Below are 22,932 nucleotides of genomic sequence, written 5' to 3' on the forward strand. Positions count from 1 at the left end.
GAGTGTGTCATGACGCTTGATCAACTGGCTTTGCGTGTAAAAAAATTTCCGATTAAGGAAAGTTTTAGAGATGAAGAAGTTGGTTTGCGTTGTTGTGAGTTAGCGTTGGATGCTTTGTCATCCGGTAATTACGGAGTAGGGGCTGTTTTGTTAGATGCTAATGGCTACGTCTTGATAGAAGAAAATAATGCTGTTTTTTCTACCCGTTTTTGTTCTTCTGCTCATGCTGAGATGAGAGTAATTGATAAGTATGAAAGCGATTTTAGAGAAACGTATCCGCCAGGCCAGTTAAAACTCGTTGTATCTTTGGAGCCTTGTCCAATGTGCCTGTCTCGAATATTACTCAGCGGTATTGGCGTAATTAAGTATTTAGTCAAAGATTCTGCAGGCGGTATGGTAGAGCGCATGAGTGATATGCCACCTGCTTGGCAAAATTTAGCGAACTTGCAGTCGTTTTATCATGCCCATGCAAGTGATGAACTATGCCAACTAGCATTGGAGCTTTCACAGCATAATATTGTTTATTTGCGAGAGGCCTTGATGAAGCAACGTGGTAACGAAAAGTGAGCCTGCATTCTAAAAAATAGAGGGTAGTTATAAACCAGCGACGCTTTGGATAAGGCTAATGATTATAGATACGTTATATAGTCGAGTCTTTCCTGACACTGCTGTGCATTTCTGTTAAAATTCGCGCCTTTTAAATCTTCCCTAGAAATTATTTTTAATTTCAAAGATCTCTTCAAAATTCAATCGGGGCTATGAATGTTTCAACTGCTCGTATCTAAAACTCAAAGTATGAAAAACGATGTGCTTTCTGGATTAACGGTATCTTTGGCGTTGGTGCCTGAAGCCGTAGCCTTTGCTTTCGTTGCTGGCGTCGAGCCTTTGGTGGGTCTATATGCAGCGTTTCTTGTAGGTTTAATCACTGCGACTATCGGTGGCCGCCCAGGAATGATTTCGGGGGCAACGGGTGCCTTGGCGGTTGTTATGGTGAGCTTAGTTGCTCAGCATGGTGTTGAGTACCTATTCGCGACAGTAGTGTTGATGGGTATTTTACAAATGCTTGCAGGGGCTTTCCGGTTAGGCAAGTTTATACGTTTGGTGCCTCACCCTGTTATGTTAGGTTTTGTAAATGGCCTTGCTATTGTTATCTTCTTGGCCCAGATGAAGCAGTTTAAGTTTGCTGATGAGTCGGGAGTGTTTCATTGGTTGCAAGGTAGTGAAATGGGCATGATGCTAGGATTGGTCGCCTTAACTATGGCTATTATTCATTTCTTACCAAAATTGACCCGCGCAATCCCATCTTCATTAGCCGCCATTCTAGCTGTCTCTTTATTGGTTATTTTCCTCGACCTAGATACGCGAACTGTTCAGGATGTGTTGGTTAATATGACTGGGGATGCTGACGCTACAATAGCTGGTGGGTTACCGATGTTTAGTATCCCAAGCGTACCTATATCCTTTGAAACGTTCTATATCATCCTGCCTTATGCTGTTATTTTGGCTGCAATTGGTTTGATTGAATCTTTGCTAACATTGACGCTGATTGATGAAGTTACTGAAACTCGCGGGCGTGGCAATAAAGAATGTGTTGGTCAGGGTGTCGCAAATATCGTCACTGGCTTCTTTGGTGGTATGGGTGGTTGTGCCATGATTGGCCAGAGTATGATCAACATAAACTCGGGTGGACGAGGGCGAGCGTCAGGTATTTCTGCTGCTTTGTTCTTGCTCGCATTTATTGTTGTAGGGGCGAGTCTTATCGAGATGATCCCTGTTGCCGCATTGGTCGGGGTGATGTTTATTGTTGTGATTGCAACGTTTGAGTGGGCTAGCTTTCGTTTATGGGGTAAAGTGCCCAAGGCAGATTTACTGGTTGTTTTGACGGTTACCGTCGTTACGGTAATGAGTGATCTCGCCATTGCCGTTGTGGTGGGTGTCATCATGTCAGCTCTTATGTTTGCTTGGAAGCATGCTAAGCATGTTGAGTTTGAAACTTGGACGGAAAGTGAAGGGAAAACAAAAGTTTATCTTTCTCATGGGCCACTGTTTTTTGCGTCAGCGCAGAGTTTTAGGGATAACTTTAAAGCTAAAAGTGATCCGGATGATGTGATTATCGACTTTAAAGATTCTCGTGTAATGGATCACTCAGGGATTGAGGCGATTGATGCAGTCGCTGAACGCTATATGGCGGCAGGGAAAACGTTGCACTTACGTCACTTAAGCCATGAGTGTATAGCGTTGCTTGAAAAGGCAGGAAGCTTGGTTGAGGTCAATCTCATAGAAGACCCTGACTATAAAATTGCTGATGACCGACTTGCATAGTTGTAAGCCGGTTACCAAAGCAGATGAGCGCCTCACTTACGAGTGAGGGCTTGTCCTTCAAAACGAATACCTTCCCAGCCATCACGTATAAAGTTTCGAATATTGCCGTGATCATCACCTTCAGGTGTATTTAGAACATCCTGATAAAACGTACCAAAACAACGTAACGTTTGTTCATTATCTAGCGCAAACAAATGTGCAAAAGCAAAAATTTTGCATGAGCCTTCATTTTTTCCAGCCTCATTAGCTACACGTTTGTCACTTAGGCCGTTAGTAAAAGCGGTAGGTACATAGCTAAAGTGTTCATTGATGACTGCCATCGTGTCTTGAAAATCGATTGTTTCAGGTGTGCCGAGTTTAGATATGAAAATCTCAGGTGTCATAGGGACTCTACTTTTAATGATTAATATTTATATGTGTGAAAATAAAGGCTGTTTGTAACATGGATAGATTTGATAATCACGGCTAGCAGGCATAAAAAAGGCGACTAATTAGTCGCCTTTTTTTAATGTTACCAACTAGTGTTGGATAATTTGGCTAAGGAATAGTTGTGTACGTTCATGTTGTGGGTTGTTAAAGAACTCATGAGGTTCGTTTTCCTCAACAATTTGTCCTGCATCCATGAAAATAACACGGTCGGCTACTGTTTTAGCAAATCCCATCTCATGAGTTACACATAGCATGGTCATACCACCTTCATCTGCTAGCTCAATCATTACATCTAGAACTTCTTTGATCATTTCCGGATCGAGTGCCGATGTAGGTTCATCAAAAAGCATTATGTCAGGGTTCATGCAGAGCGAGCGAGCAATGGCAACACGTTGTTGTTGTCCTCCAGATAACTGGCCTGGGAACTTTAAGGCCTGTTCCGGGATTTTTACACGTTCGAGGTATTTCATTGCGGTAGCTTCTGCTTGTTTTCGCGGCTCTTTCCTAACCCAAATAGGTGCTAGGCAACAGTTTTCAAGAACAGTTAAGTGTGGGAATAGATTGAAGTGTTGAAACACCATGCCTACATCTTTACGGATAGTTTCAATATTTTTTAAATCGTTAGTTAATTCCATTCCATTAACGATAATATCACCTTTTTGATGCTCCTCCAGACGGTTAATACAACGAATCATCGTTGATTTTCCTGAACCTGAAGGACCACAGATAACAATACGTTCGCCTTTTTTAACCTGCAAATTTATATTTTTTAAGACGTGAAAATCACCGTACCACTTGTTCATTTCTTTTAGTTCTATCATCAGATTATCTGATGTTTCGCTTGTTTCTTGTGTACTCATAATAATCTCCACGTCTAACGCGTGTTGTGTCCGGTTTGTAGGCGCTTTTCAAGATTTTGGCTATAACGAGACATACCAAAACAAAAGACCCAGAAAACAAAAGCAACAAAAATATAACCTTCTGTTGAGAACCCTAACCAATCAGCATCGCTATTAGCTGTTTGAACAATCGCTAGGATATCGAACAAACCAATGATAAGTACTAGGCTTGTATCTTTGAACAGCGCAATGAAGGTATTAACAATACCTGGAATCATCAACTTGAGTGCTTGTGGAAGAATGATTAAGGACATTGATTTCCAATAGCCCAAACCTAGTGCATCAGCGGCTTCATATTGGCCTTTTGGTATTGCCTGTAAGCCTCCACGAATAACCTCTGCCATATAAGCTGATTGGAAAAGTATAATGCCGATCAAGGCTCGCAACAGTTTATCGAAGGTGATCTCTTCAGGAATAAACAGAGGCAACATGACTGAGGCCATAAAGAGAACGGTAATCAGTGGCACGCCTCGCCAAAACTCAATGTAGATCACTGAGAATGATTTCACAATTGGCATGTTAGAGCGCCGTCCTAGTGCTAATAGGATGCCGAAGGGCATCGCAGCAACAATTCCAATCACGGCGAGTACTAGAGTAAGGCTGAGCCCGCCCCATTTATGTGTCTCTACGACTTCTAAACCAAAGCTGCCACCATAGAGTAGGTAAAAAGCAATGACTGGGTAGATGAAGAGAACAAATGCAGAGACATACCCTTTGTAGGGAGTCTTATCAACGACGAGCCAAACAATAGCAACCGCAAAGATTAGGAAGGTAGTATTAATGCGCCAGTATTCAGTATCAGGGTAGAACCCATACATGAATTGGTCCATACGGTAAGTGATAAACGCCCAACATGCACCGCCACTGGTACAAACTGCCGGCGAATCACCAAACCAGTCAGAATCGATAAAAGCCCATTGTAAAGCTGGGCCAAGCAATGTTACTAAAAAATAACCAATAACTAGAGTGGCGATTGAGTTAGTAGCATTACTAAAAAGATTCCTTCTTAGCCAGCCTAAAACTCCAGTTGTACTGGGAGGTGCTGGTAGGGTGGGTTCTAAATCATATTTCATATCTTCTCTCCACCTATCGCTCAATCAAGGCTTTACGGCTGTTATACCAATTCATAAAGATTGACGTCAGAATACTAAGCGTCAGATATACGGCCATGGTCATGAAAATAACCTCAATGGCTTGGCCTGTTTGGTTCAGTGTTGTACCTGCAAACACTGATACCAGATCAGGGTAACCAATAGCGGTTGCTAGAGATGAGTTCTTTGTGAGGTTAAGGTATTGGCTGGTCAGTGGAGGAATAATTACCCGCAGTGCTTGAGGAAGAATAATAAACCTTAGTGTTCTTCCACGAGGAAGCCCTAAAGCACTCGCTGCTTCCAGCTGTCCATTTGGTACAGAAAGAATACCTCCGCGAACTATTTCCGCGATAAAAGCGGCTGTATAGATGGTCAGCGCAAGCCATAGCGCGACTAGTTCAGGCACGAGTACCATTCCACCCACAAAGTTAAAGCCTTTGAGTGCTGGTTGCTCAATCTCTAATGGCATCCCCATAAGGAGGAATATGACAAAAGGCATACCTAGAATCAGGCCTAAACCTGCATACAAAGTAGGAAATTCTTGGCCGGTATCATCTTGGCGTTTATCTGCCCACCTTTTCATTAACCATGTAGCAACGATACCTAAGAAGAAAGCAATCCAAACATAATTGAAACCTTCGGTTCCTATAGGTTCTGGCATATATAAACCACGTACGTTTATAAAGCTTCCTAAAAATTCAATGCTTTGTTTTGGATTTGGAAGTGTTCGAAGAACGGCGTAATACCAGAAAAATATTTGTAGTAATAAAGGAATGTTACGAAAAATTTCAATGTAGACAGTACATATTTTTGAAATTAGCCAGTTTTTTGATAAACGGCCAACACCCAAGAAGAACCCTAAAAATGTCGCAGCAATGATGCCAAGTGCTGAGACAAGAACTGTGTTTAACAAGCCGACTAAAAATGTACGACCATAGCTGTCTGTTTCAGTATAGGGAATTAACGTTTGTAAAATACCGAAACCGGCTTCCACATCAAGGAAGGCAAAACCGGTAGTAATTCCGCGTTGCTCTAGGTTGCTAAGCGTGTTGTTAATAATATAGAGGAAGAAGGCTGCAAGCCCCAAGACTAGTAATATTTGGAAAAACAGGGCACGTTTATCCGGGTCGTTCCAGAAACGACCGCTGCTTGCTTGAGTTGCAGAATTCTTTTGGTTTGATCGATCAAGTGTCGACATCGAATTCTCCACGGAACAAAAAGAAAGGGGTCTTAGAAAAGCCCCTATCTGAAATCAACTATAGAAAGGTATGGAGCCGAAGCTTCATACCCTGCTAAATATGATTAACGCATAGGTGGTGCGTACTGTAGGCCACCGTTTGTCCAAAGTGCATTAATACCGCGGCTTACTTTCAATGGTGAGTTAGCGCCAACATTGTTATCAAATGCTTCGCCATAGTTGCCGACTTGCTTAACAATTTGGTATGCCCAATCATCATTAAGTCCAAGCCCGCTTCCTTTAGGCCCTTCAAGACCCAATAAGCGGCGTACATTCGGGTTAGAAGACTTCAGCATTTCATCTGCATTTGCAGAGGTAACGCCGAGCTCTTCAGCATTTAACATAGCGTTGTGAGTCCATTTAACAACGTTAAACCATTGGTCATCACCTTGGCGAACAACTGGGCCAAGTGGTTCTTTAGAGATAACTTCCGGTAATACCATGGCGTCGTTAGGTTTTTCTAGTTTGATACGGATAGCATAAAGTTGTGATTGGTCAGATGTTAGTACATCACAACGTCCTGCATCGAAACCTTTAGCCGTTTGGTCTGAGGTATCGAATACAACGGGCGAGTATGTCATGCCGTTCTGACGGAAGTAGTCTGCAAGGTTTAATTCGGTTGTAGTACCTGCCTGAATACAGAATGCTGCACCATCAAGCTCTGTAGCACTCTTAACTTCTAGTGACTTAGATACCATAAAACCTTGGCCGTCGTAGTAGTTTACACCGGCAAAGTTAAGGCCGAGTTGAGTATCACGAGTTTGGGTCCATGTCGTATTACGAGAAAGAACATCGATTTCACCAGACTGGAGAGCGGTAAAGCGCTCTTTGGCGGTGAGAGGAATAAATTTAACTTTACTGGCATCGCCTAACGCTGCTGCTGCAACTGCACGACATAGATCAACGTCTAAGCCTTCCCAATTGCCCTGTTTGTCCGGGTTAGAAAAACCTGCTAGCCCAGTGGTAACACCACACTGAACAACACCTCGGGCTTTAACTGCGTCTAAAGTTCCTTCTGCCATGGCATGGCCAGCAAAGCTTATGGAAAGAATTGCTGCGGTAATTAAACTCGTCTTCATCATTAGAGTAATGCTCCTGGGATCAGTAAAGTTATTTTTATAGTGGACTGCTGTGTGCTGCTTTTTGGAGCGGCACCCGTTGGAGAGTAATGCAAAGGTCGTACCTATTTTTATTATTGTTGGTTTTATTGTAGTTGATAATTGATAAATTCCCCGCATGGAGGTTTTTGCTTTATCTAGTGGATTATATTTCCAAAAATGAACGTTCAATGCAACGCGTATATTACGTAGGGGTTTTTGCTTACTTTTTATTTTGGGCAATAAAAAAGGCCCGTATGGGCCTTTAAATGTTCTTGGTGTAAGGGTCGTTATTTAATTCGCATTCCAGGTTGAGCTCCGTCATGCGGTTCTAAAATCCACAGATCTTCTCCACCGGGGCCTGCTGCTAACACCATGCCTTCGGAAATCCCGAATTTCATTTTCCGTGGTGCTAGATTTGCAACCATGACCGTAAGCTTCCCTTGGAGGTCTTCAGGGGAATACGCTGACTTTATGCCAGCAAAAACATTACGAGTCTCTCCACCTAAATCAAGTGTCAGTCGCAATAGTTTCTTGGCGCCATCAACATGCTCTGCTTTAGCAATCAGCGCTACTCGCAAGTCGACTTTTGCAAAGTCGTCAAATGAAATGGTATCGCTAACAGGGTCATCACTAAGAGGAGATGAGACGGCAGGTGCCTGTACAGCGGCCACAGCTTCCATTGTATGTCTACTGTCTTCAACCAGTGCTGCTATTTTATCTTCATCAACACGTTGCATAAGGGGTTTGAACTTATTAACAGTATGATTTTTGAGTGGTTGTTTGACGGTATCCCAAGCGAGTGAGTCAAGGTTTAAAAAGGCTTGAACATCCTCTGCCACTTGTGGGAGTACTGGCGCAAGATAAGTGCAGATTACGCGGAAGAGATTGATGCCCATTGAGCAGCAATCTTGAACTTCTTGTTGTTTGCCTTCTTGCTTAGCAAGGACCCAGGGTTCAGCCGTGTCGATGTATTGATTAGCCTTATCTGCAATCGCCATTATTTCGCGCATAGCACGTCCGAACTCACGCTTTTCATATGCATCAGCGATGGAGTCACCAGCAATCACAGCCTCCTGGTATAGCTCAGGAGAAGATAATTCGGCAGAAAGTTTTCCATCAAATTTCTTATGAATGAAGCCGGCACATCTTGATGCGATGTTGACCACCTTATTGACTAAGTCAGCATTCACGCGCATTCGAAAATCTTCAAGGTTTAGATCGATATCGTCGATCCCCGAGCCGAGCTTCGCTGCAAAATAGTATCGCAAGTATTCAGGACGAAGGTGATTAAGATATGTTTCGGCCATAATGAAAGTGCCACGTGATTTCGACATCTTCTGGCCATCAACAGTTAAAAAACCATGACAAAAAACACCGTTTGGCTTTCTAAAGCCTGCACCTTCAAGCATTGCAGGCCAAAACAATGTATGAAAATAAGCAATATCTTTACCGATGAAGTGGTAAAGCTCGGTACTGGATGCTTCATTCCAATACTCGTCGAACTCAACACCACTTTTATCACACCAGTTCTTGAAACTAGCCATGTAGCCTATAGGTGCATCTAGCCATACATAGAAGTATTTTCCGGGGGCGTCTGGAATCTCAAAACCCCAGTAAGGTGCGTCGCGAGAAATATCCCAGTTTTGTAGACCAGATTCAAACCACTCATTTAGTTTATGAACCATTTGTGATTGAACATGTTTATCAACCCAGGTGCGTAAGAACTGTTCAAAGTCGCCCAGTTTAAAGAAGTAATGTTCAGACTCTTTCTCGATGGGTTTTGCACCAGAGATCGCAGAGTAAGCATTCTTTAGGTCTACAGGGCTATACGTTGCACCGCATTTTTCACACGAGTCGCCGTACTGATCAAGGGCGCCGCATTTAGGGCAGTCTCCTTTAACAAAGCGGTCTGGCAAAAACATCTCTTTCTCAGGGTCGTAGGCCTGGGTGATTGTTTTTTGTGAAATATGACCTTTATCACGTAGCTTAGTGTAGATAAGTGACGCGAAATGCTTGTTTTCTTCGGAGTGTGTCGAGTAATAGTTATCAAACCCTACCATGAAACCAGAGAAATCTTTTTGATGGTCTTGGCTCACTTTGCTGATGAGCTCTTCGGGTGAAATGCCGAGCTGGTCGGCTTTTAGCATAATTGGTGTGCCATGCGCGTCATCTGCGCATACATAAGTACAATTATGGCCACGTTGTTTCTGAAAGCGAACCCAAATATCAGTCTGGATATATTCGACCAAATGACCAAGATGAATTGGGCCATTGGCATAGGGTAGGGCGCTTGTGACGAGTATTTTCCGTTGAGTATCTGGCATGATTTTAAAGACATTGCTACGTGGATGAATATAAAGGACTAGTTTACGGTGTTAAGTAAGGTTAATGAACCTTATTTACACAATTTTAGTGGACAGTTTCCATAAGCTTGACTAAAACTTATATCTAGACGTGCTAAATGTTTAGTGTATGGGGTATATCTATGGATGCAAAAGTGAAGCTTTCGCTACATGACAAAAATATATTGGTCTGTCGCTCCGCTTCTCTGAATGACGATGAAATCAACACAGTTGCTGACCTCAATAACTGGTCGGTATCTCGTGTCGATTCTTCTGAGCAGATGCTTGAGCGAATACAAGAGCATCATTTTGATATTATTATCGCTGGTGTTTCCGAAAATCCTGAGCAGATGTTATCAGCACTCATGATGGCTATAAAATCGAGCCCAGAGTCGATACGTATTGTAGTGTCGGGAAATTTGTCACCCTCTATTGCTGCACGTGTTTCAGAAGTGGCGCATTCGTCACTGCCTGAAAACTGTTCAGATGTTCAGTTATCACTTGCAGTAGAGAAGGCTTTGAAAGTGGCAGGCTTAATTCAAAAGCCCGAGATAAAGGACTTTATAGGTCGTATTGAGCGCTTGCCATCCTTGCCCGCTATATATGAAGCGTTGAACACTGCGCTCATGTCTAGCCAGTCAAGTGCGCGAGAAATTGCACAAATTATTGAGCGTGATCCCGTCATGTCTGCCAAAGTATTGCAGCTGGTCAACTCAGCATTTTTTGGTTTGGAAAGGCAGATATATCGCTTAAATGAAGCCGTCACTATTTTGGGTGTACGCCTAATACGCGATTTGACGTTAGCGTCTCATCTTTTTGAGGCATTCCCTCAAAATGCCGCGTGGACGAGTTTTTCATTCGCTGAAATACACAGTCGTTCAATGTTGGTAGCTAGGTTTGCACAGGATATTTGTCGATCTGTTAAAGCAGATCGTCATCTACAAGGGCAGGCATTTCTTGCAGGGCTTTTGCATGATTTTGGTATGATTGTACTGGCTTCGCATGATCCAGAAGAGTACCGAATGGTCATGAGTAAAGCCATGGAGTTGTCTCAGCCGTTGTATGTTGTTGAAAAAATGAACTTAGGTGTATCTCATGCTGAGGCCGGCGCGTATATGTTGGGCTTGTGGAATTTGCCACCTAAAGTGATCGAGGCTGTATTGTTCCACCACTTTCCAGGAAGTTGTCCATCAAGTGATTTTCAACCGCTAACGGCTGTGCATATTGCGGACGCTCTATTACCATCAGTGAGTAATGGTATGGGCTGTTCTGTGTCGAGTCAGTTAGCGTTAAAGTATGTTGAACGTTTAGGGTTAAAAAATCACTTGAATCAATGGGAAATGATGGCCAACGAGTATGCAGGAAAGCTTCCTAACTAATTTTTTTTGTTGGATGATACAATAAAGAGGCCTAGCGCCTCTTTTCTTTTAGATTGACCTACATTTGTTGGCTGATAGAATGCGCCGTTCTTATTTTCCCCCTTCCAACATTTAAAAGTTTAGAGGTTTTCAATGGCACTATCTGACATCCAGCCCGAGCGCTATGATGAATTACTGGCTGAAAAGGTTTCAGGAGTGCGGGAAAATTTTACTGCCTTTGATCTCCCCACTATAGAAACTTTTGCTTCAGCTAAGACACATTACCGGTTACGAGCAGAGTTTCGGGTGTGGCACGAAGGGGATGATCTCTATTATGTGATGTTTGAGCCGGGTGATAATCGTAATCCCATTCGTGTTGATGAGTGTGCGATGGTTGCTCCTCGTATTCACGAAGTAATGTTTGATTTGCTGGATGTGATTCGAGCCAACACAGCATTGCGTTTTAAATTGTTCCAAGTTGACTTTCTTAGCACCTTGTCGGGTGAACTGTTAGTTAGCTTGTTGTACCACCGTCCAATTGATGATGTTTGGGCAGAAGAAGTCCAAGGGCTACGCAAGCAGTTTAATATAGATATTGTTGGCCGTTCACGTAAGAAAAAATTAATAGTAGAGCGGGATTTTGTCATTGAAAAGCTCGATATTAATGGTAGAACTTACGAGTTCAAACAAGTAGAAAATAGCTTCACTCAGCCAAACGGAGAAGTGTGCAAGGACATGATTCGTTGGGCTTTGGACGTCACTAAAGAAGCGGGTGGTGACTTGGTTGAGTTTTACTGCGGTAGCGGTAATTTTACTTTGCCTCTTGCACAAAATTTTAGACGAGTCGTCGCGACAGAAATATCCAAAACGTCGGTACGGGCTGCTGAGTACAATATAGAAGTTAATGGAATAACCAATTTGGATGTGCTGAGAATGCCTTCTGAAGATTTAACTTTAGTGCTTCAAGGAAAAAAAGAAACGCGTAAAGTGCACGGGCTTGAGTTAGATAAGTGTGAGTTTTCGACAGTCCTCGTAGACCCACCCCGTTCGGGGCTTGATGAGGAAACCGTCGCTCAGGTTACTCAATATGAAAATATTGTTTATATCAGTTGTAACCCAGAAACGTTACGTGACAATCTAACATCGATTACGCAAACTCATAAGATTGAACGTTTCGCTGTATTCGATCAATTTCCCTATACTCATCACCTAGAGTGTGGTGTTTATCTAACGCGGAAGTAGCTTTGATGCCTATTGAGTCTGAATACGTGGGCTTGGTATTGGTGTTTAGTTTCTATCAATGGCTTCTGCGTTAGTAGTCCTCTAAGCAGGAGCATGTGTGTTAGCACTATTAAAAGTGAAGGGTTTTATAGCATTTATAGGTGTCGCTTTTATAAATGCTTTCATTGATCTTGGCCATAAAATCACAATTCAAAATACGTTGTTTAAGTCCTATGATGGATCTGAACAGATTATTCTTACGGCTATTATCAATAGCTTGATTTTACTACCTTTTATTCTTCTGTTATCACCGGCGGGCTTCATAAGTGACCGCTTTTCGAAGCCTCTAGTAATGCGCTGGTCCGCACGTATAGCAATAATTATTACGCTAATTATTACGCTAAGCTATTATCAAGGTTGGTTTGAATTAGCGTTTGCTATGACGTTATTTCTAGCCCTTCAAAGTGCGCTGTATTCACCGGCTAAGTATGGTTTTATTCGTGATTTAGTGGGCACGAATAATCTCTCCAAAGGTAATGCTTGGATACAATCAGCGACAATGGTAGCCATTTTGTCAGGTATTGTCGTTTTTTCGTTACTTTTCGAAATGTTATTGGCCGATTTGTTTATCACCGGTAAAGACCCCGCCATTGTTCTTCAGCATATAGCGCCATTAGGCTGGGTTTTAGTATTAGCTTCAACAGTGGAAGCTTTATTAGCCCAGCGTCTTCCCGTCGAAGATAGTACTAAACCGTCACTCCCGTTTGATTGGTTAGCTTATCGCCGTGCGGCTTTATTACAGCGCAATTTGAAACTCATTGGCGCGGATAAAGTGATACTCCACTGTGTTCTAGGGATATCAGTATTTTGGACCATTAGCCAAGTAATGCTTGCAGTATTTCCTTCTTTTGCTGAGGTCGCGCTTGCAGAGAAAAATACCTTTGTCATTCAAGGCGCTATGGCCTTAGCGGGTGTTGGTATTATGTTGGGTTCATTCTTGGTTGGGCGATGGTCAAAGGGATCCATTAATAGAGGATTGATTCCGTTAGGTGCTGCGGGCGTCACAATAGGGGTGTTTAGTCTTCCTTTTGTCGGCTCTCTCACGTGGGCGAGTGCTGCATTTTTTCTGATAGGGCTGAGTGGTGCTCTTATGACTATCCCATTAAATGCGTTGATTCAATATCAAGCCTCTGAAGATAATATAGGTAGGGTGTTAGCTGGGAGTAACTTTATCCAAAATATCTCGATGCTTTGTGGGTTGATCCTGACAGTTATCTTTTCATTGTTACAGCTTGATGAAACATGGTTGTTGCATGGTATTGGTGCACTTGCATTGTTTGGGGCTTTGCAGACAATATTCATGAAGGGTAACGCCGCGTAATCATTGCTCGACGTAAACCGGACAGTCTTGTTATGTTAGCAAAGCTGCATAACTCATATCGTAGAAAACCTAAGTATTAGTTTGTTGTTAGTGTGACCCCTTGTAGACCATTGGCAATTTTATAAAATCTATGCATAATAACCAACTATATTACTGGGTTATTGGCGGTCTTGCCGTCATCAAGTGGAGAACAAAATGCAAGCACCCGCAAAAGCCTCAGGTTTGCCAGGGGTTAAATACGTTATTGCTATAGCGTCCGGAAAAGGTGGCGTTGGTAAATCAACAACGACTGCAAACCTAGCCTTGGCCTTGATGGCAGAAGGTCAAAATGTTGGTGTATTGGATGCGGATATTTATGGTCCAAGTCAGGGGATGATGCTTGGCATTCCTTCCGGAACCCGGCCTCAGCCAGCGGGTGAAAATGCTATGAAACCCGTCTCTATACATGGGCTGCAGGCTATGTCGATTAGCTTACTTATCGATGAAAATACGCCTATGGTGTGGCGCGGGCCAATGGCGAGTGGCGCGCTTCAGCAGTTGATAACACAAACGCAATGGGAAAATCTTGATTACCTATTGATAGACATGCCGCCGGGAACTGGAGATATTCAGCTCACGCTTTCGCAAAAAGTTGCTGTAGATGGGGCTGTTGTTGTTACAACACCTCAAGATATTGCGTTACTTGATGCCAAGAAAGGAATAGAAATGTTCAATAAAGTGGATATTCCTGTTTTAGGTGTTGTTGAAAATATGAGTACTCATATTTGTAGTGAGTGTGGGCATGAGGAGCATATTTTTGGTGCGGGAGGCGGGCAGCGTATAGCCCGTGACTATGACACTGAACTTTTAGGTGCTTTGCCACTAACGCTGGAGATTTGTGCGCAGGCTGATTCTGGTACACCGACTGTTGCTGCTGAGCCTGAGAGTGCTGTTTCTCTTATCTATCGTGATATTGCAAAAAAATTAATGCTGAAGGTACAGCAGCAAGCCAGTACGGCCCCTGCAATGCCGCAAATAAATATAGTTGATGACTAATTCATTAGGTTATTGCTAAATGAAACTAAACCGCACTTCCCTCAGAAAAATGCGGTTTTTTTTTCTAAAAAACACTATAATTGCGTGCTTTTAATTTTTAGTTTGCGGAAGGTGTAATGGGCATTAAGTCAGATAGCTGGATTCGTCGTATGGCGCAGGATCACGGAATGATTTCACCGTTTGAGTCTAACCAAGTTCGTTCGACTGAAAATGGACCTATTGTCTCTTACGGAACCTCAAGCTATGGTTATGATGTTCGTTGTGCGAGTGAGTTTAAAGTCTTCACAAATATAAACTCTACCATTGTTGATCCAAAAGACTTTGATGATGGCAGCTTTGTTGATGTGACATCAGATATTTGTATTATCCCGCCAAACTCTTTTGCGTTGGCGCGTACGGTTGAATACTTCAAGATCCCTCGTGATGTACTAACTATATGCTTAGGTAAGAGCACTTATGCTCGTTGTGGCATCATAGTGAATGTAACTCCTCTAGAGCCAGAATGGGAAGGTCACGTTACACTTGAGTTTTCTAACACTACTCCACTTCCTGCAAAAATTTATGCGCATGAAGGCGTAGCTCAAATGTTATTTCTTGGTGCAGATGAAGTATGTGAAACATCTTACCGTGATCGTAACGGTAAATATCAGGGCCAGACTGGCGTAGTAGTGCCACGTACCTAATGATGCAGCAAGACAATCAAAGAATTCAAGATTTCTGGCAACAGCTAGAGCTGACGATTGACCAATTGTTGAGTAGTCGACAAGACAATCAATTTGATGCGGATACTCTGCTGTCGGATTATCGTGATACATTACAAAAAATCGATGAGAACCTAACATTCCATTTTGAACGAGATGAGGATGATGGGCCTGTCGAAATGATATTTGGCTGTGACGGTTATCCTGAGTCTATTCATTCAGTTTTGAGTCTAGTTGGCGCAGCTCCAGATTTGAGTGGTATACGGTTTACGGCGTTTAATCATCGTTATGACCCTATTCCGAACTATATTAATGTGGCAGACGAAGTGTGTGAGTTGTCTGACTATTGGTACTCCCTGCATTCCATCGAGAATAAGCTACACCTATCAATTTATATGCATGATGTGTCTTTTGTACTAGATTTTGACCCCAGAGTTGAAGCAGTCATGATCTTTTTGGATGCGTTAATTGGTGAGTATGAGCTTATGACACGGGTGTGGTCATTAGACTGGTTAGAGTTACCGATTGAGCCAGTAGATTTTCATCTTAAGCCGTTGTCTGGTCTTCGAGAAGGATTTGATCAGCTTAAGCATGCAGCTACGCCGATCGGTATTACTGTCCACTGATGTTTCTATAGCCCACGCTACAAATACAGGTATAGAGAAAGCCACGCTAAACTTTATTGCGCTGTTGTGCTTCAATGGTGAAATGCGCGTTTATTATTCTGAGAAACCTACATGAGTGAGATACTGAACGATATTCTTGAGGATGTTCGAAAAGAATATCTACAACGAATGAATGCTAATCATCGTGTTCAGCCTTTTTTGACGGCAGAAATACTCTGTCATGAAAAACTGTATCTGGAAACAGACTTGCTAGCGCAAATTGTTGAAGAAGACCCAACTTTATTGGCAACGCGTGCAAGCGATTTAATTGCTGACACTAAAGAAAGAGATAACCCAGCGGTTGGGGCGATTATCAGTAGCAATATTGTAATGGCTGCTTTAGAAAGCCTGCTTGCTTTAGCTGTTGAGAATAAGTGGTTAGATGTCGATGCTGAAGGCCATATTTTAGTTGAGGAGGCTGAGCTGAACCCACATCGTGAGTATCCAGTATTAGCCGATTATAGCCAGTCGGTTGCAGCTACAAAAAACTTGACTAAAAAAGGTGCGAGCCGATTAAGTCTGTTGTTGCAGGCAGCAGAAAGTGAATTTATGGAGCTACTAGAAAGTGAAGTGCATGATGCATATCAGTTAGCACTTCAGGTTTCAGGTAATTATGCTATTTTTGCACCTGAAGATATTGCTCCTTTAGTTGCTGAGAACCCACTGCTTTTGGGGTTAAGGCCGGATGATATGGTTGATGAAGAATTGTTTGAAGGTGACCCGCCTGCGGGAATTATTATTAGCGGGCATCTAACTCATATTTTACTAGATCAGCTACTTGGGTTGGCAGAGAATAAAGGAGCTTTAGCACGAGACGGTGCGGGACATATTATTTTGCCGGAAGGTGACGATGATAACCCCGTAATTCATTAATGATTGCTTCCTTCATTACATAAAAAAGCCCGGAAATCCGGGCTTTTTTGTGGGTAAATATTAGTCTTCTATAACTAACCAGTGATCTAAGCCTGTAAGGTCTTCAGGATTGAGTGTTCCTACTTGCTGCTTAAATGTGAATAAGTTTAAAACGTAATCAAATCTAGCATTAGCATAATCTCTTTTTGCAGTGTAAAGCGCTTGTTCTGCTGCTAATACATCAACAACGTTACGTGTCCCAACTGAAAAGCCTTCACTGGTTGCATCAAGGGCCGCTTGGCTGGATACAATGCTTTGCTGGCGCGCATATACGCTTTGTACATTTGTTTTGACGTTACGCAGCAGGCTTCGAGTAGATTGCTTAACGCCTCTAGCCGTATCGTCAAATGTTTGAGTTGATGCGTCTAGTTGTGCATAAGCCTGACGTGATCGTGAGCTGGTTGCCCCACCTTGGTATAGCGGTAGGCTAAAGGTCAAGCCAACAACACGCCCTGAGTTCCAATCATTACTATTGGCGGTTCCTTTATCGCGATCGTAAGTCGCATTCAAATCGACAGTCGGATAGTGGCCTGCTTTTGCAATTTGTGCATTCCTCCTGCTCACCTCAATATCTGCTTTCACTACCTGTAGACCGATATTGCCTGAGAGGGCTTTATTTAACCACTTCTCTGGATTTGAAGGTGTTAATTCTTGAATAGGGTACTCTTCGCTAAGGAGATCTGTTCTCGTAATACTTTCACCCGTTAAGCGCTCAATGGCTTCATAGCTATTGTCCAGAGCACCTTCTGCTTCAATCAAGTTTACACGGGCGTTATCGTAGGATGCTTGTGCTTCATGCACATCGGTAATGGCAATAAGGCCTACTTCAAATTGTGCATTTACCTGATCCAATCTGCGTTTGATGGCGCGTTCTTGTGATTCAGCTGTTTCCAAATTACTTTTTGCACGCAGAACATTGAGGTATGTTTCTACTGTTTGGAGGATAAGGCTTTGTTGAGCAAGGTCGAAACGTAACTGTGCTTGATCATCAAGTGTTTTTCCTTGCTGATACGTAAACCATCTAGAGGCAGAAAACACGGGTTGAACCAAGCTGACTGTGTAGCCATGGTTGTTAAAAGAGGCTAAATCAGAGTCCGTATAGCTGGTGTTAGCTGATGCGTTAATATTAGGCAATAATCCCGCCTTGGCTTGAGGGAGGGCTTCTTTATTTGCACGAAAAGTGGCTTCTGCTACTTTCAGCTGTGCGTCATTGTTTAGGGCTTTTAGATAGATATCTTCTAGAGCACCTGCGCTTGCAACGGTTGAGCTGCAAATGCTTGCAATTATAGCTGCACGAATGGCATGTGAGACAAATTTCATTGAGCTAATCCTTACTGTATCGTTTCTGCGTATGCTTGTTCAGTTGTGTTTTCTTTGCGTTTACCTAAGAAGCTGTAAACAGTCGGTATAACAAATAGTGTCATTAAAGTACCAAATAACATGCCCCCGACAATAACCCAGCCAATTTGTTGGCGCGATTCAGCGCCTGCGCCAACGGCCCATGCTAACGGTAATGCCCCTAAAACAGTAGCGCCGGTTGTCATTAGGATAGGGCGTAAACGTAATGTGGCCGCTTCCATTATGGCTTCTCTTACATCGTGACCCTGCTCTTGAAGCTGGTTCGCAAATTCAACGATCAGAATACCATGTTTAGCGATCAAACCTATCAAAGTTATGAGGCCTATCTGGCTATATATGCTCATACTTCCTCCTGTGTAATAAAGGGCAAAGAGAGCACCGAATATAGCCGGAGGGACAGATAGCAAAATAATGAACGGGTTTTTGAAACTTTCAAACTGAGCAGCCATAACAAGAAAAATAAACGTTAGGGCGAGTATGAACGTCATTTGTAAGCTGTTGCTTGAATCTTTGAACTCTCGAGACTGCCCTCCAAAATCTTTTGACGCCTCTGGAGCAACCTCTTGTAACGTTGCTTCTAGAAACTCTAGAGCTTCGCCAATGCTAAAGCCGGGCGCAAGCATGGCCTGAAGTTTAACCGCTTTAACTTTATCAAAGTGGTTTAATTCACGAGGTGCAACAGTTTCTGTCACTTTGGTCAGGTTAGACATTTGAATCATGTCGCCTCGATCACTGCGTACATAAAGGTTGGAAAGGTCGGCAGGGTTATTACGCTGCTGTTTTTCAACCTGGACAATAACATCATACTGGTCGCCGTCTTTTTTGAAGCGAGTGACGTCACGCCCAGCGATATAGCTTTCTAGTGTGCGGCCTATACGTTCAATCGGGACACCTATCTCAGATGCTTTATTTCGGTCAATATCAATATGCAGCTCGGGTTTGTTGAGCTTCAGGTCTGTATCTGGCTGAACAAACATAGGGCTTTGATAGACCTTGGCAAGTAAGTTGTCTGTAATTGCCTTTAGCTCGTCATAAGTCCCATTGGACTTGATGATAAACTCAACAGGACGAGAGATAATGCTTTGCCCCAGCGAAGGTAAATTCATAGCAAATGACATGTTGCCAGTAACGCCGCCATACAGCTTGGGTGTGAGCTCTGCTGCAATATCCTGTTGTTTTCTATCACGCTCGCCCCACGGTTTCAGGCCGAGAAATGCAAGCGAGTTCGTTTCTGAAGGAAAGCCGACAACGGTAAAATAGCGATTGTGCTCTGGAACCGTCGATATGATGCCTTCGACAGCTTTAGAGTATCTATTGACATAATCGACAGATGAGCCATCTGGGTTGATAGAAAAGGACATAATAGTGCCCCGATCTTCTACCGGAGCGAGCTCCTTTGGTAACAAGTCGTAGTAATACCAAGCACCAGAAGTGCTGGCTACCATGATTAACACAGCTAAGAAGCCATTGCGTAAAAGCTTGCTCAAAAGGGCTTGATAACCGTTAGTAATACCATTGAGAAAGCGTTCAACAATATTAAATATGAACGAATGCTTCTTCTCATGCTTGAGCATTTTAGAGCCCATCATGGGAGAGAGTGTTAAGGCAATAAACCCTGATATCAGAACGGCTCCTGCCAAAGTGAGAGCGAACTCAGTAAATAGCTTACCCGTTCTTCCGGGGGTTAATGCCACAGGCACATATACAGCGACTAATGTTAATGTTGTTGCAATAACTGCAAATCCCACTTCTCTGCTGCCAACAAATGCAGCTTTAACGGGGGACATTCCGTTTTCTACATGGCGAAAGATGTTCTCCAGCATAACAATGGCATCATCCACCACCAGCCCAATGGCTAACACCATGGCAAGAAGAGTGAGTGTGTTGATTGAATAATCCAACACATACATAACAGCAAATGCACCGACTAATGAGAGTGGAATAGTCACCACGGGGATTAACGTAGCTCTCATGTTTCTTAAAAAGAAAAAGATAACAATGACAACTAAAATGCCTGCTTCAATGAGTGTTGTAAAAACTGAGTCAATTGATGCTTGGATAAAAATTGAAGAATCATAAGCAACATTCACTTCCATACCTTCAGGTAGGATCTGTTTGATGCGCTCCATTTCAACTTTGACGCCGTTTGATACATCCAGGGGGTTTGCCGTAGACTGCTTTACGATACCCATGGCTACGGCATTTTTACCTTTATAGCGGCCAATAATTCGTTCTGATTCAGGCGCAATCTCTACCTGCGCTACGTCTTTTATGCGAATAGGGTAGTTAGCATCGTTTCTAACAATAACCTGCTCAAACTGCTCGATTGTATTGAGATCGCTGTTAGTCAGGACACTAAATTCTCGTTCAGCACTTTCAACTCTACCTGCAGGCACTTCAATGTTTTGTGCGCGTAGTGCAGACTCAACATCAACGGGTGTCATGCTATAGGATGTTAGTCGATCGGGATCAAGCCAAATACGCATAGAGTAACGGCGCTCACCAGCAATTTGGATGCTGGCAACCCCTGGCACTGTTTGCAAAGGGTCTTTAACGCGTTTGTCAGCAAAAGAAGAGACTTCCATTGGTGTATGACGGTCAGATGAGAAAGCAAGCCAGATAATAGGCTGCGCATCTGCTTCAGATTTGGCGACAATAGGTTCGTCTATATCATCCGGTAAATCACCACGAACTCGGCCAACTCGGTCGCGAACGTCACTTGCTGCGGCATCCGGATCACGGTCAAGTTTAAAGTTAATAGTGATCTGGCTTTTTTGTGAACGGCTAATCGATGTCATGAAGTCGATTCCCTCAATGCCTGATAGAGAGTCTTCTATAATTTGTGTGACTTGTGTTTCAATAATGGATGCGCTGGCACCGGAATAGTTGGTTTCTACGGTGATTACCGGCACATCAATTTTGGGGTACTCACGTACGGTGAGCCTGTCATAAGAGATGATGCCGACTAAAAGCAACATCAGGCTCATAACGGTTGCGAGCACTGGGCGTTTTATACTGATATCTGATAAAACCATGAGTGCTTAGCCTTCTTGCTTAGGTGTATTCAGGGGTTGTGGGAAAATTGGTGTAATTGGCATGCCCGGGCGTAGTTTTAAGTGTCCGGCAGTGACAATGACATCTTGAGCATTCAATCCGTTTAGTATTTGTACTTGGTCGCCTTGGCGTAATCCCAGTGTTACAGGAACCATAGCTACACTGTTATTTTTGTCCATACGCATGACTAGAAAAGCACCATTGTTTGGGATGATCGCTTCTTCAGGAACCAATAAGGCGTTGTCATTAGCGCCTATTAAGACGTTAATTTTGCTGAACAACCCTGGACGCAATTGTCCAGATTGATTGTCAACGATGGCTTTGATTCTTATGCTATGGCTGCGAGCATCTGCGACCGGTGAAATAGCGTAAACCTCGCCGTTAAACGTTGCTTGTGGATACGCTGCTACATTGAGAGAGACAGATTGCCCAGTTTTGATCTGGCTAAGAGTAGTTTCTGGAAGGCTAAACTCAACCTTCATTTTGCTAAGATCAGCCAGTTCTACTAAATCTTGCCCAGTTGTTACGTAGTCTCCAGAACTTACATTTCGCAGCCCGATCACGCCATCAAATGGCGCTTTGATAGTCATTTTTTTAAGCAGGGTTCTCGCCACTTCTAGTTGAGCTTCGTCGACACGTAATTGGGCGAAGGTTGTGTCTTTATCGGTGACTGATCCAACACGTTTCTTAAGAAGTTTTTCTGCACGTTTATATTCATTAAGGCTAAGGCTAACGCGGGCTTTAGCTTGGGCCACTTCGGCACGGTATGAATCTGCATTGAGCTGAAATAAAGTCTCACCAAGCTTTATCTGATGACTTTCTTTGAACATTATTTTAGTGATAAGGCCGCTTTGCTCGGGGCGAATAACTACGCTTTCCCAGGCTTCTAATGTTCCAACTGCCTTGAGTTCATGGCGTATTGTTTCGGGAACTATTTTTACAACCTCCGCGGGTAATCCACCCGGTTTATCCGCCGAATTTGCTAACATAGGTACTGTTGAAATCAGTATGAATGTGGTGATAAGCCACTGTTTTTTATGATTAAACATATGTTTACTTTCCATTTTGTGGCGGTAAAAGGTGATTCCAATAGAGGTCGATAAGCTCGCGTAGTGGTTTTGTAGAGCTTTCTACTTTCATGCGTAACAAGGCTCCTTGCCAGCTATCCCAAAAAATATGTGCCAACTGCTGAGCACTGAGATCATTACGAATAGCCCCATCGGTTTGGCACTGTGAAAAATCTTTTTCAATCGCTTCTAATACATCAGCTGTCGAGCGGCGAATGGCTTCTTTAAATGCATGTGAGGCATTACCTAGCTCACCCGACAGGTTGGCAATTAGGCAACCAAAGTGCTCTTCTTCAGATTCAAACTCTTGAACTTCTCTTTCGAGCATTACACGCATTTTTTCAAATTGAGGGCAATCAAGTTTGGAAAGTTCTATCTCCCAGCGTTCACACTCTATTGAGTGGTAATGATCGATAATCTCAACTGCAAATTCTTCTTTGCTGCCAAAAAAGTTATAGAAAGAACCTTTTGATACTTGGCAGGCTTTGAGAATGGCAGTTAGCCCTGTTCCGTGATAACCCTGTTGATTAAAAAGCTGCATGCCTTTTTCTAAGACTTGTTGGCGGTTATGTTCTGGGCGTCTACCTTGAATCATATTTAACTAGACCGGTCGTTCTAAATTTGAATGGTATTGTACGCTGATAAGAATGAGACTCAAGTAGAAAGGGGGGAAGTATTGTTGTCTTTTTGGCAACAGACTGTTGAATTTGGCAGAATTAAAAACGCCGGAGAAATCCGGCGTTATCGTAATAAGCAATA

General features: G+C 43.0%; 19 protein-coding genes. 9 read left to right on the plus strand and 10 right to left on the minus strand.

The genetic code is table 11. The features are described from left to right. Window positions 1–9 precede the first annotated feature (9 nt). A complete protein-coding gene (locus QZZ55_RS09950; RefSeq protein WP_293267171.1) occupies window positions 10–567 on the plus strand; it encodes a nucleoside deaminase in 558 nt (185 codons plus the stop codon). 195 nt (window positions 568–762) lie between these two features. Beyond that, a complete protein-coding gene (locus QZZ55_RS09955; RefSeq protein WP_293267172.1) occupies window positions 763–2,322 on the plus strand; it encodes a SulP family inorganic anion transporter in 1,560 nt (519 codons plus the stop codon). Between the two features lie 32 nt (window positions 2,323–2,354). Here the strand turns inward: QZZ55_RS09955 and QZZ55_RS09960 are convergent, their stop codons facing one another. The 6 genes from QZZ55_RS09960 to metG form a co-directional block, all read right to left on the minus strand. Further along, window positions 2,355–2,705 carry a HopJ type III effector protein gene (locus QZZ55_RS09960; RefSeq protein WP_293267173.1) on the minus strand — a complete coding sequence of 117 codons (351 nt, stop codon included), beginning with the start codon at window positions 2,703–2,705 and terminating at the stop codon, window positions 2,355–2,357. A gap of 135 nt (window positions 2,706–2,840) precedes the next feature. After that, a complete protein-coding gene (locus QZZ55_RS09965; protein ID WP_293267174.1) occupies window positions 2,841–3,611 on the minus strand; it encodes an amino acid ABC transporter ATP-binding protein in 771 nt (256 codons plus the stop codon). A 14-nt stretch (window positions 3,612–3,625) separates the two neighbouring features. Then, window positions 3,626–4,723, minus strand: coding sequence for an amino acid ABC transporter permease (locus tag QZZ55_RS09970; protein ID WP_293267175.1), 1,098 nt, complete (start codon window positions 4,721–4,723; stop codon window positions 3,626–3,628). Window positions 4,724–4,736: 13 nt separating this feature from the next. Further along, window positions 4,737–5,939: an amino acid ABC transporter permease gene (locus tag QZZ55_RS09975; RefSeq protein ID WP_293267176.1), complete on the minus strand. Its 1,203-nt coding sequence runs from the start codon at window positions 5,937–5,939 to the stop codon at window positions 4,737–4,739. 104 nt (window positions 5,940–6,043) lie between these two features. Beyond that, the gene (locus QZZ55_RS09980) at window positions 6,044–7,057 is read right to left on the minus strand and encodes an amino acid ABC transporter substrate-binding protein (protein ID WP_293267194.1); all 1,014 of its coding nucleotides are present in this window, start codon (window positions 7,055–7,057) and stop codon (window positions 6,044–6,046) included. Between the two features lie 308 nt (window positions 7,058–7,365). After that, window positions 7,366–9,402, minus strand: a complete 2,037-nt coding sequence (gene metG, locus QZZ55_RS09985) for a methionine--tRNA ligase (RefSeq protein WP_293267177.1) — start codon at window positions 9,400–9,402, stop codon at window positions 7,366–7,368. A gap of 161 nt (window positions 9,403–9,563) precedes the next feature. Between metG and QZZ55_RS09990 the strand changes: the two genes are divergently transcribed. The 7 genes from QZZ55_RS09990 to QZZ55_RS10020 all read left to right on the plus strand — a co-directional run bounded on the left by QZZ55_RS09990 (window position 9,564) and on the right by QZZ55_RS10020 (window position 16,654). Beyond that, window positions 9,564–10,799: an HDOD domain-containing protein gene (locus QZZ55_RS09990; protein WP_293267178.1), complete on the plus strand. Its 1,236-nt coding sequence runs from the start codon at window positions 9,564–9,566 to the stop codon at window positions 10,797–10,799. 132 nt (window positions 10,800–10,931) lie between these two features. After that, the gene (gene trmA / locus QZZ55_RS09995) at window positions 10,932–12,020 is read left to right on the plus strand and encodes a tRNA (uridine(54)-C5)-methyltransferase TrmA (RefSeq protein ID WP_293267179.1); all 1,089 of its coding nucleotides are present in this window, start codon (window positions 10,932–10,934) and stop codon (window positions 12,018–12,020) included. 97 nt (window positions 12,021–12,117) lie between these two features. Then, complete coding sequence (locus tag QZZ55_RS10000; RefSeq protein WP_293267180.1) at window positions 12,118–13,380, plus strand: MFS transporter; 1,263 nt, start codon at window positions 12,118–12,120, stop codon at window positions 13,378–13,380. Window positions 13,381–13,575: 195 nt separating this feature from the next. Continuing rightward, entirely contained in the window at window positions 13,576–14,415 is an 840-nt protein-coding gene (apbC, locus tag QZZ55_RS10005) for an iron-sulfur cluster carrier protein ApbC (protein WP_293267181.1), read from the plus strand. A 116-nt stretch (window positions 14,416–14,531) separates the two neighbouring features. Continuing rightward, window positions 14,532–15,098, plus strand: coding sequence for a dCTP deaminase (gene dcd / locus QZZ55_RS10010; protein WP_293267182.1), 567 nt, complete (start codon window positions 14,532–14,534; stop codon window positions 15,096–15,098). After that, window positions 15,098–15,742: a hypothetical protein gene (locus QZZ55_RS10015; RefSeq protein WP_366512306.1), complete on the plus strand. Its 645-nt coding sequence runs from the start codon at window positions 15,098–15,100 to the stop codon at window positions 15,740–15,742. Before dcd ends, QZZ55_RS10015 begins: the two co-directional genes overlap by 1 nt. A gap of 111 nt (window positions 15,743–15,853) precedes the next feature. Beyond that, window positions 15,854–16,654, plus strand: a complete 801-nt coding sequence (locus QZZ55_RS10020; protein WP_293267183.1) for a hypothetical protein — start codon at window positions 15,854–15,856, stop codon at window positions 16,652–16,654. Window positions 16,655–16,714: 60 nt separating this feature from the next. Here QZZ55_RS10020 and QZZ55_RS10025 read toward each other — a convergent pair whose 3' ends face one another. Genes QZZ55_RS10025 through QZZ55_RS10040 form a run of 4 tightly spaced genes read right to left on the minus strand, consistent with a single transcriptional unit; the run spans window position 16,715 to window position 22,768 of the window. After that, window positions 16,715–18,013 (minus strand): TolC family outer membrane protein, encoded by a 1,299-nt coding sequence (locus QZZ55_RS10025; protein WP_293267184.1) that lies wholly within the window; start codon window positions 18,011–18,013, stop codon window positions 16,715–16,717. 11 nt (window positions 18,014–18,024) lie between these two features. Then, window positions 18,025–21,087 carry an efflux RND transporter permease subunit gene (locus tag QZZ55_RS10030; RefSeq protein ID WP_293267185.1) on the minus strand — a complete coding sequence of 1,021 codons (3,063 nt, stop codon included), beginning with the start codon at window positions 21,085–21,087 and terminating at the stop codon, window positions 18,025–18,027. A gap of 6 nt (window positions 21,088–21,093) precedes the next feature. Beyond that, window positions 21,094–22,155, minus strand: a complete 1,062-nt coding sequence (locus QZZ55_RS10035) for an efflux RND transporter periplasmic adaptor subunit (RefSeq protein WP_293267186.1) — start codon at window positions 22,153–22,155, stop codon at window positions 21,094–21,096. A 4-nt stretch (window positions 22,156–22,159) separates the two neighbouring features. After that, complete coding sequence (locus QZZ55_RS10040; protein WP_293267187.1) at window positions 22,160–22,768, minus strand: TetR/AcrR family transcriptional regulator; 609 nt, start codon at window positions 22,766–22,768, stop codon at window positions 22,160–22,162. Window positions 22,769–22,932 lie beyond the last annotated feature (164 nt).

Source organism: Neptunomonas sp., from assembly GCF_016744175.1.
Taxonomy (GTDB): domain Bacteria; phylum Pseudomonadota; class Gammaproteobacteria; order Pseudomonadales; family Balneatricaceae; genus Neptunomonas.

Coding starts and splice junctions, on each gene's coding strand:
- QZZ55_RS09980 (WP_293267194.1), bottom strand. CDS start 7,057: ATGAAGACGAGTTTAATTACCGCAGCAATTCTTTCCATAAGCTTTGCT.
- apbC (WP_293267181.1), top strand. CDS start 13,576: ATGCAAGCACCCGCAAAAGCCTCAGGTTTGCCAGGGGTTAAATACGTT.
- QZZ55_RS09975 (WP_293267176.1), bottom strand. CDS start 5,939: ATGTCGACACTTGATCGATCAAACCAAAAGAATTCTGCAACTCAAGCA.
- QZZ55_RS09970 (WP_293267175.1), bottom strand. CDS start 4,723: ATGAAATATGATTTAGAACCCACCCTACCAGCACCTCCCAGTACAACT.
- QZZ55_RS09965 (WP_293267174.1), bottom strand. CDS start 3,611: ATGAGTACACAAGAAACAAGCGAAACATCAGATAATCTGATGATAGAA.
- metG (WP_293267177.1), bottom strand. CDS start 9,402: ATGCCAGATACTCAACGGAAAATACTCGTCACAAGCGCCCTACCCTAT.
- QZZ55_RS10025 (WP_293267184.1), bottom strand. CDS start 18,013: ATGAAATTTGTCTCACATGCCATTCGTGCAGCTATAATTGCAAGCATT.
- QZZ55_RS10020 (WP_293267183.1), top strand. CDS start 15,854: ATGAGTGAGATACTGAACGATATTCTTGAGGATGTTCGAAAAGAATAT.
- QZZ55_RS10040 (WP_293267187.1), bottom strand. CDS start 22,768: ATGATTCAAGGTAGACGCCCAGAACATAACCGCCAACAAGTCTTAGAA.
- QZZ55_RS10030 (WP_293267185.1), bottom strand. CDS start 21,087: ATGGTTTTATCAGATATCAGTATAAAACGCCCAGTGCTCGCAACCGTT.
- QZZ55_RS10015 (WP_366512306.1), top strand. CDS start 15,098: ATGATGCAGCAAGACAATCAAAGAATTCAAGATTTCTGGCAACAGCTA.
- QZZ55_RS10035 (WP_293267186.1), bottom strand. CDS start 22,155: ATGTTTAATCATAAAAAACAGTGGCTTATCACCACATTCATACTGATT.
- dcd (WP_293267182.1), top strand. CDS start 14,532: ATGGGCATTAAGTCAGATAGCTGGATTCGTCGTATGGCGCAGGATCAC.
- QZZ55_RS09990 (WP_293267178.1), top strand. CDS start 9,564: ATGGATGCAAAAGTGAAGCTTTCGCTACATGACAAAAATATATTGGTC.
- trmA (WP_293267179.1), top strand. CDS start 10,932: ATGGCACTATCTGACATCCAGCCCGAGCGCTATGATGAATTACTGGCT.
- QZZ55_RS09955 (WP_293267172.1), top strand. CDS start 763: ATGTTTCAACTGCTCGTATCTAAAACTCAAAGTATGAAAAACGATGTG.
- QZZ55_RS09960 (WP_293267173.1), bottom strand. CDS start 2,705: ATGACACCTGAGATTTTCATATCTAAACTCGGCACACCTGAAACAATC.
- QZZ55_RS09950 (WP_293267171.1), top strand. CDS start 10: ATGACGCTTGATCAACTGGCTTTGCGTGTAAAAAAATTTCCGATTAAG.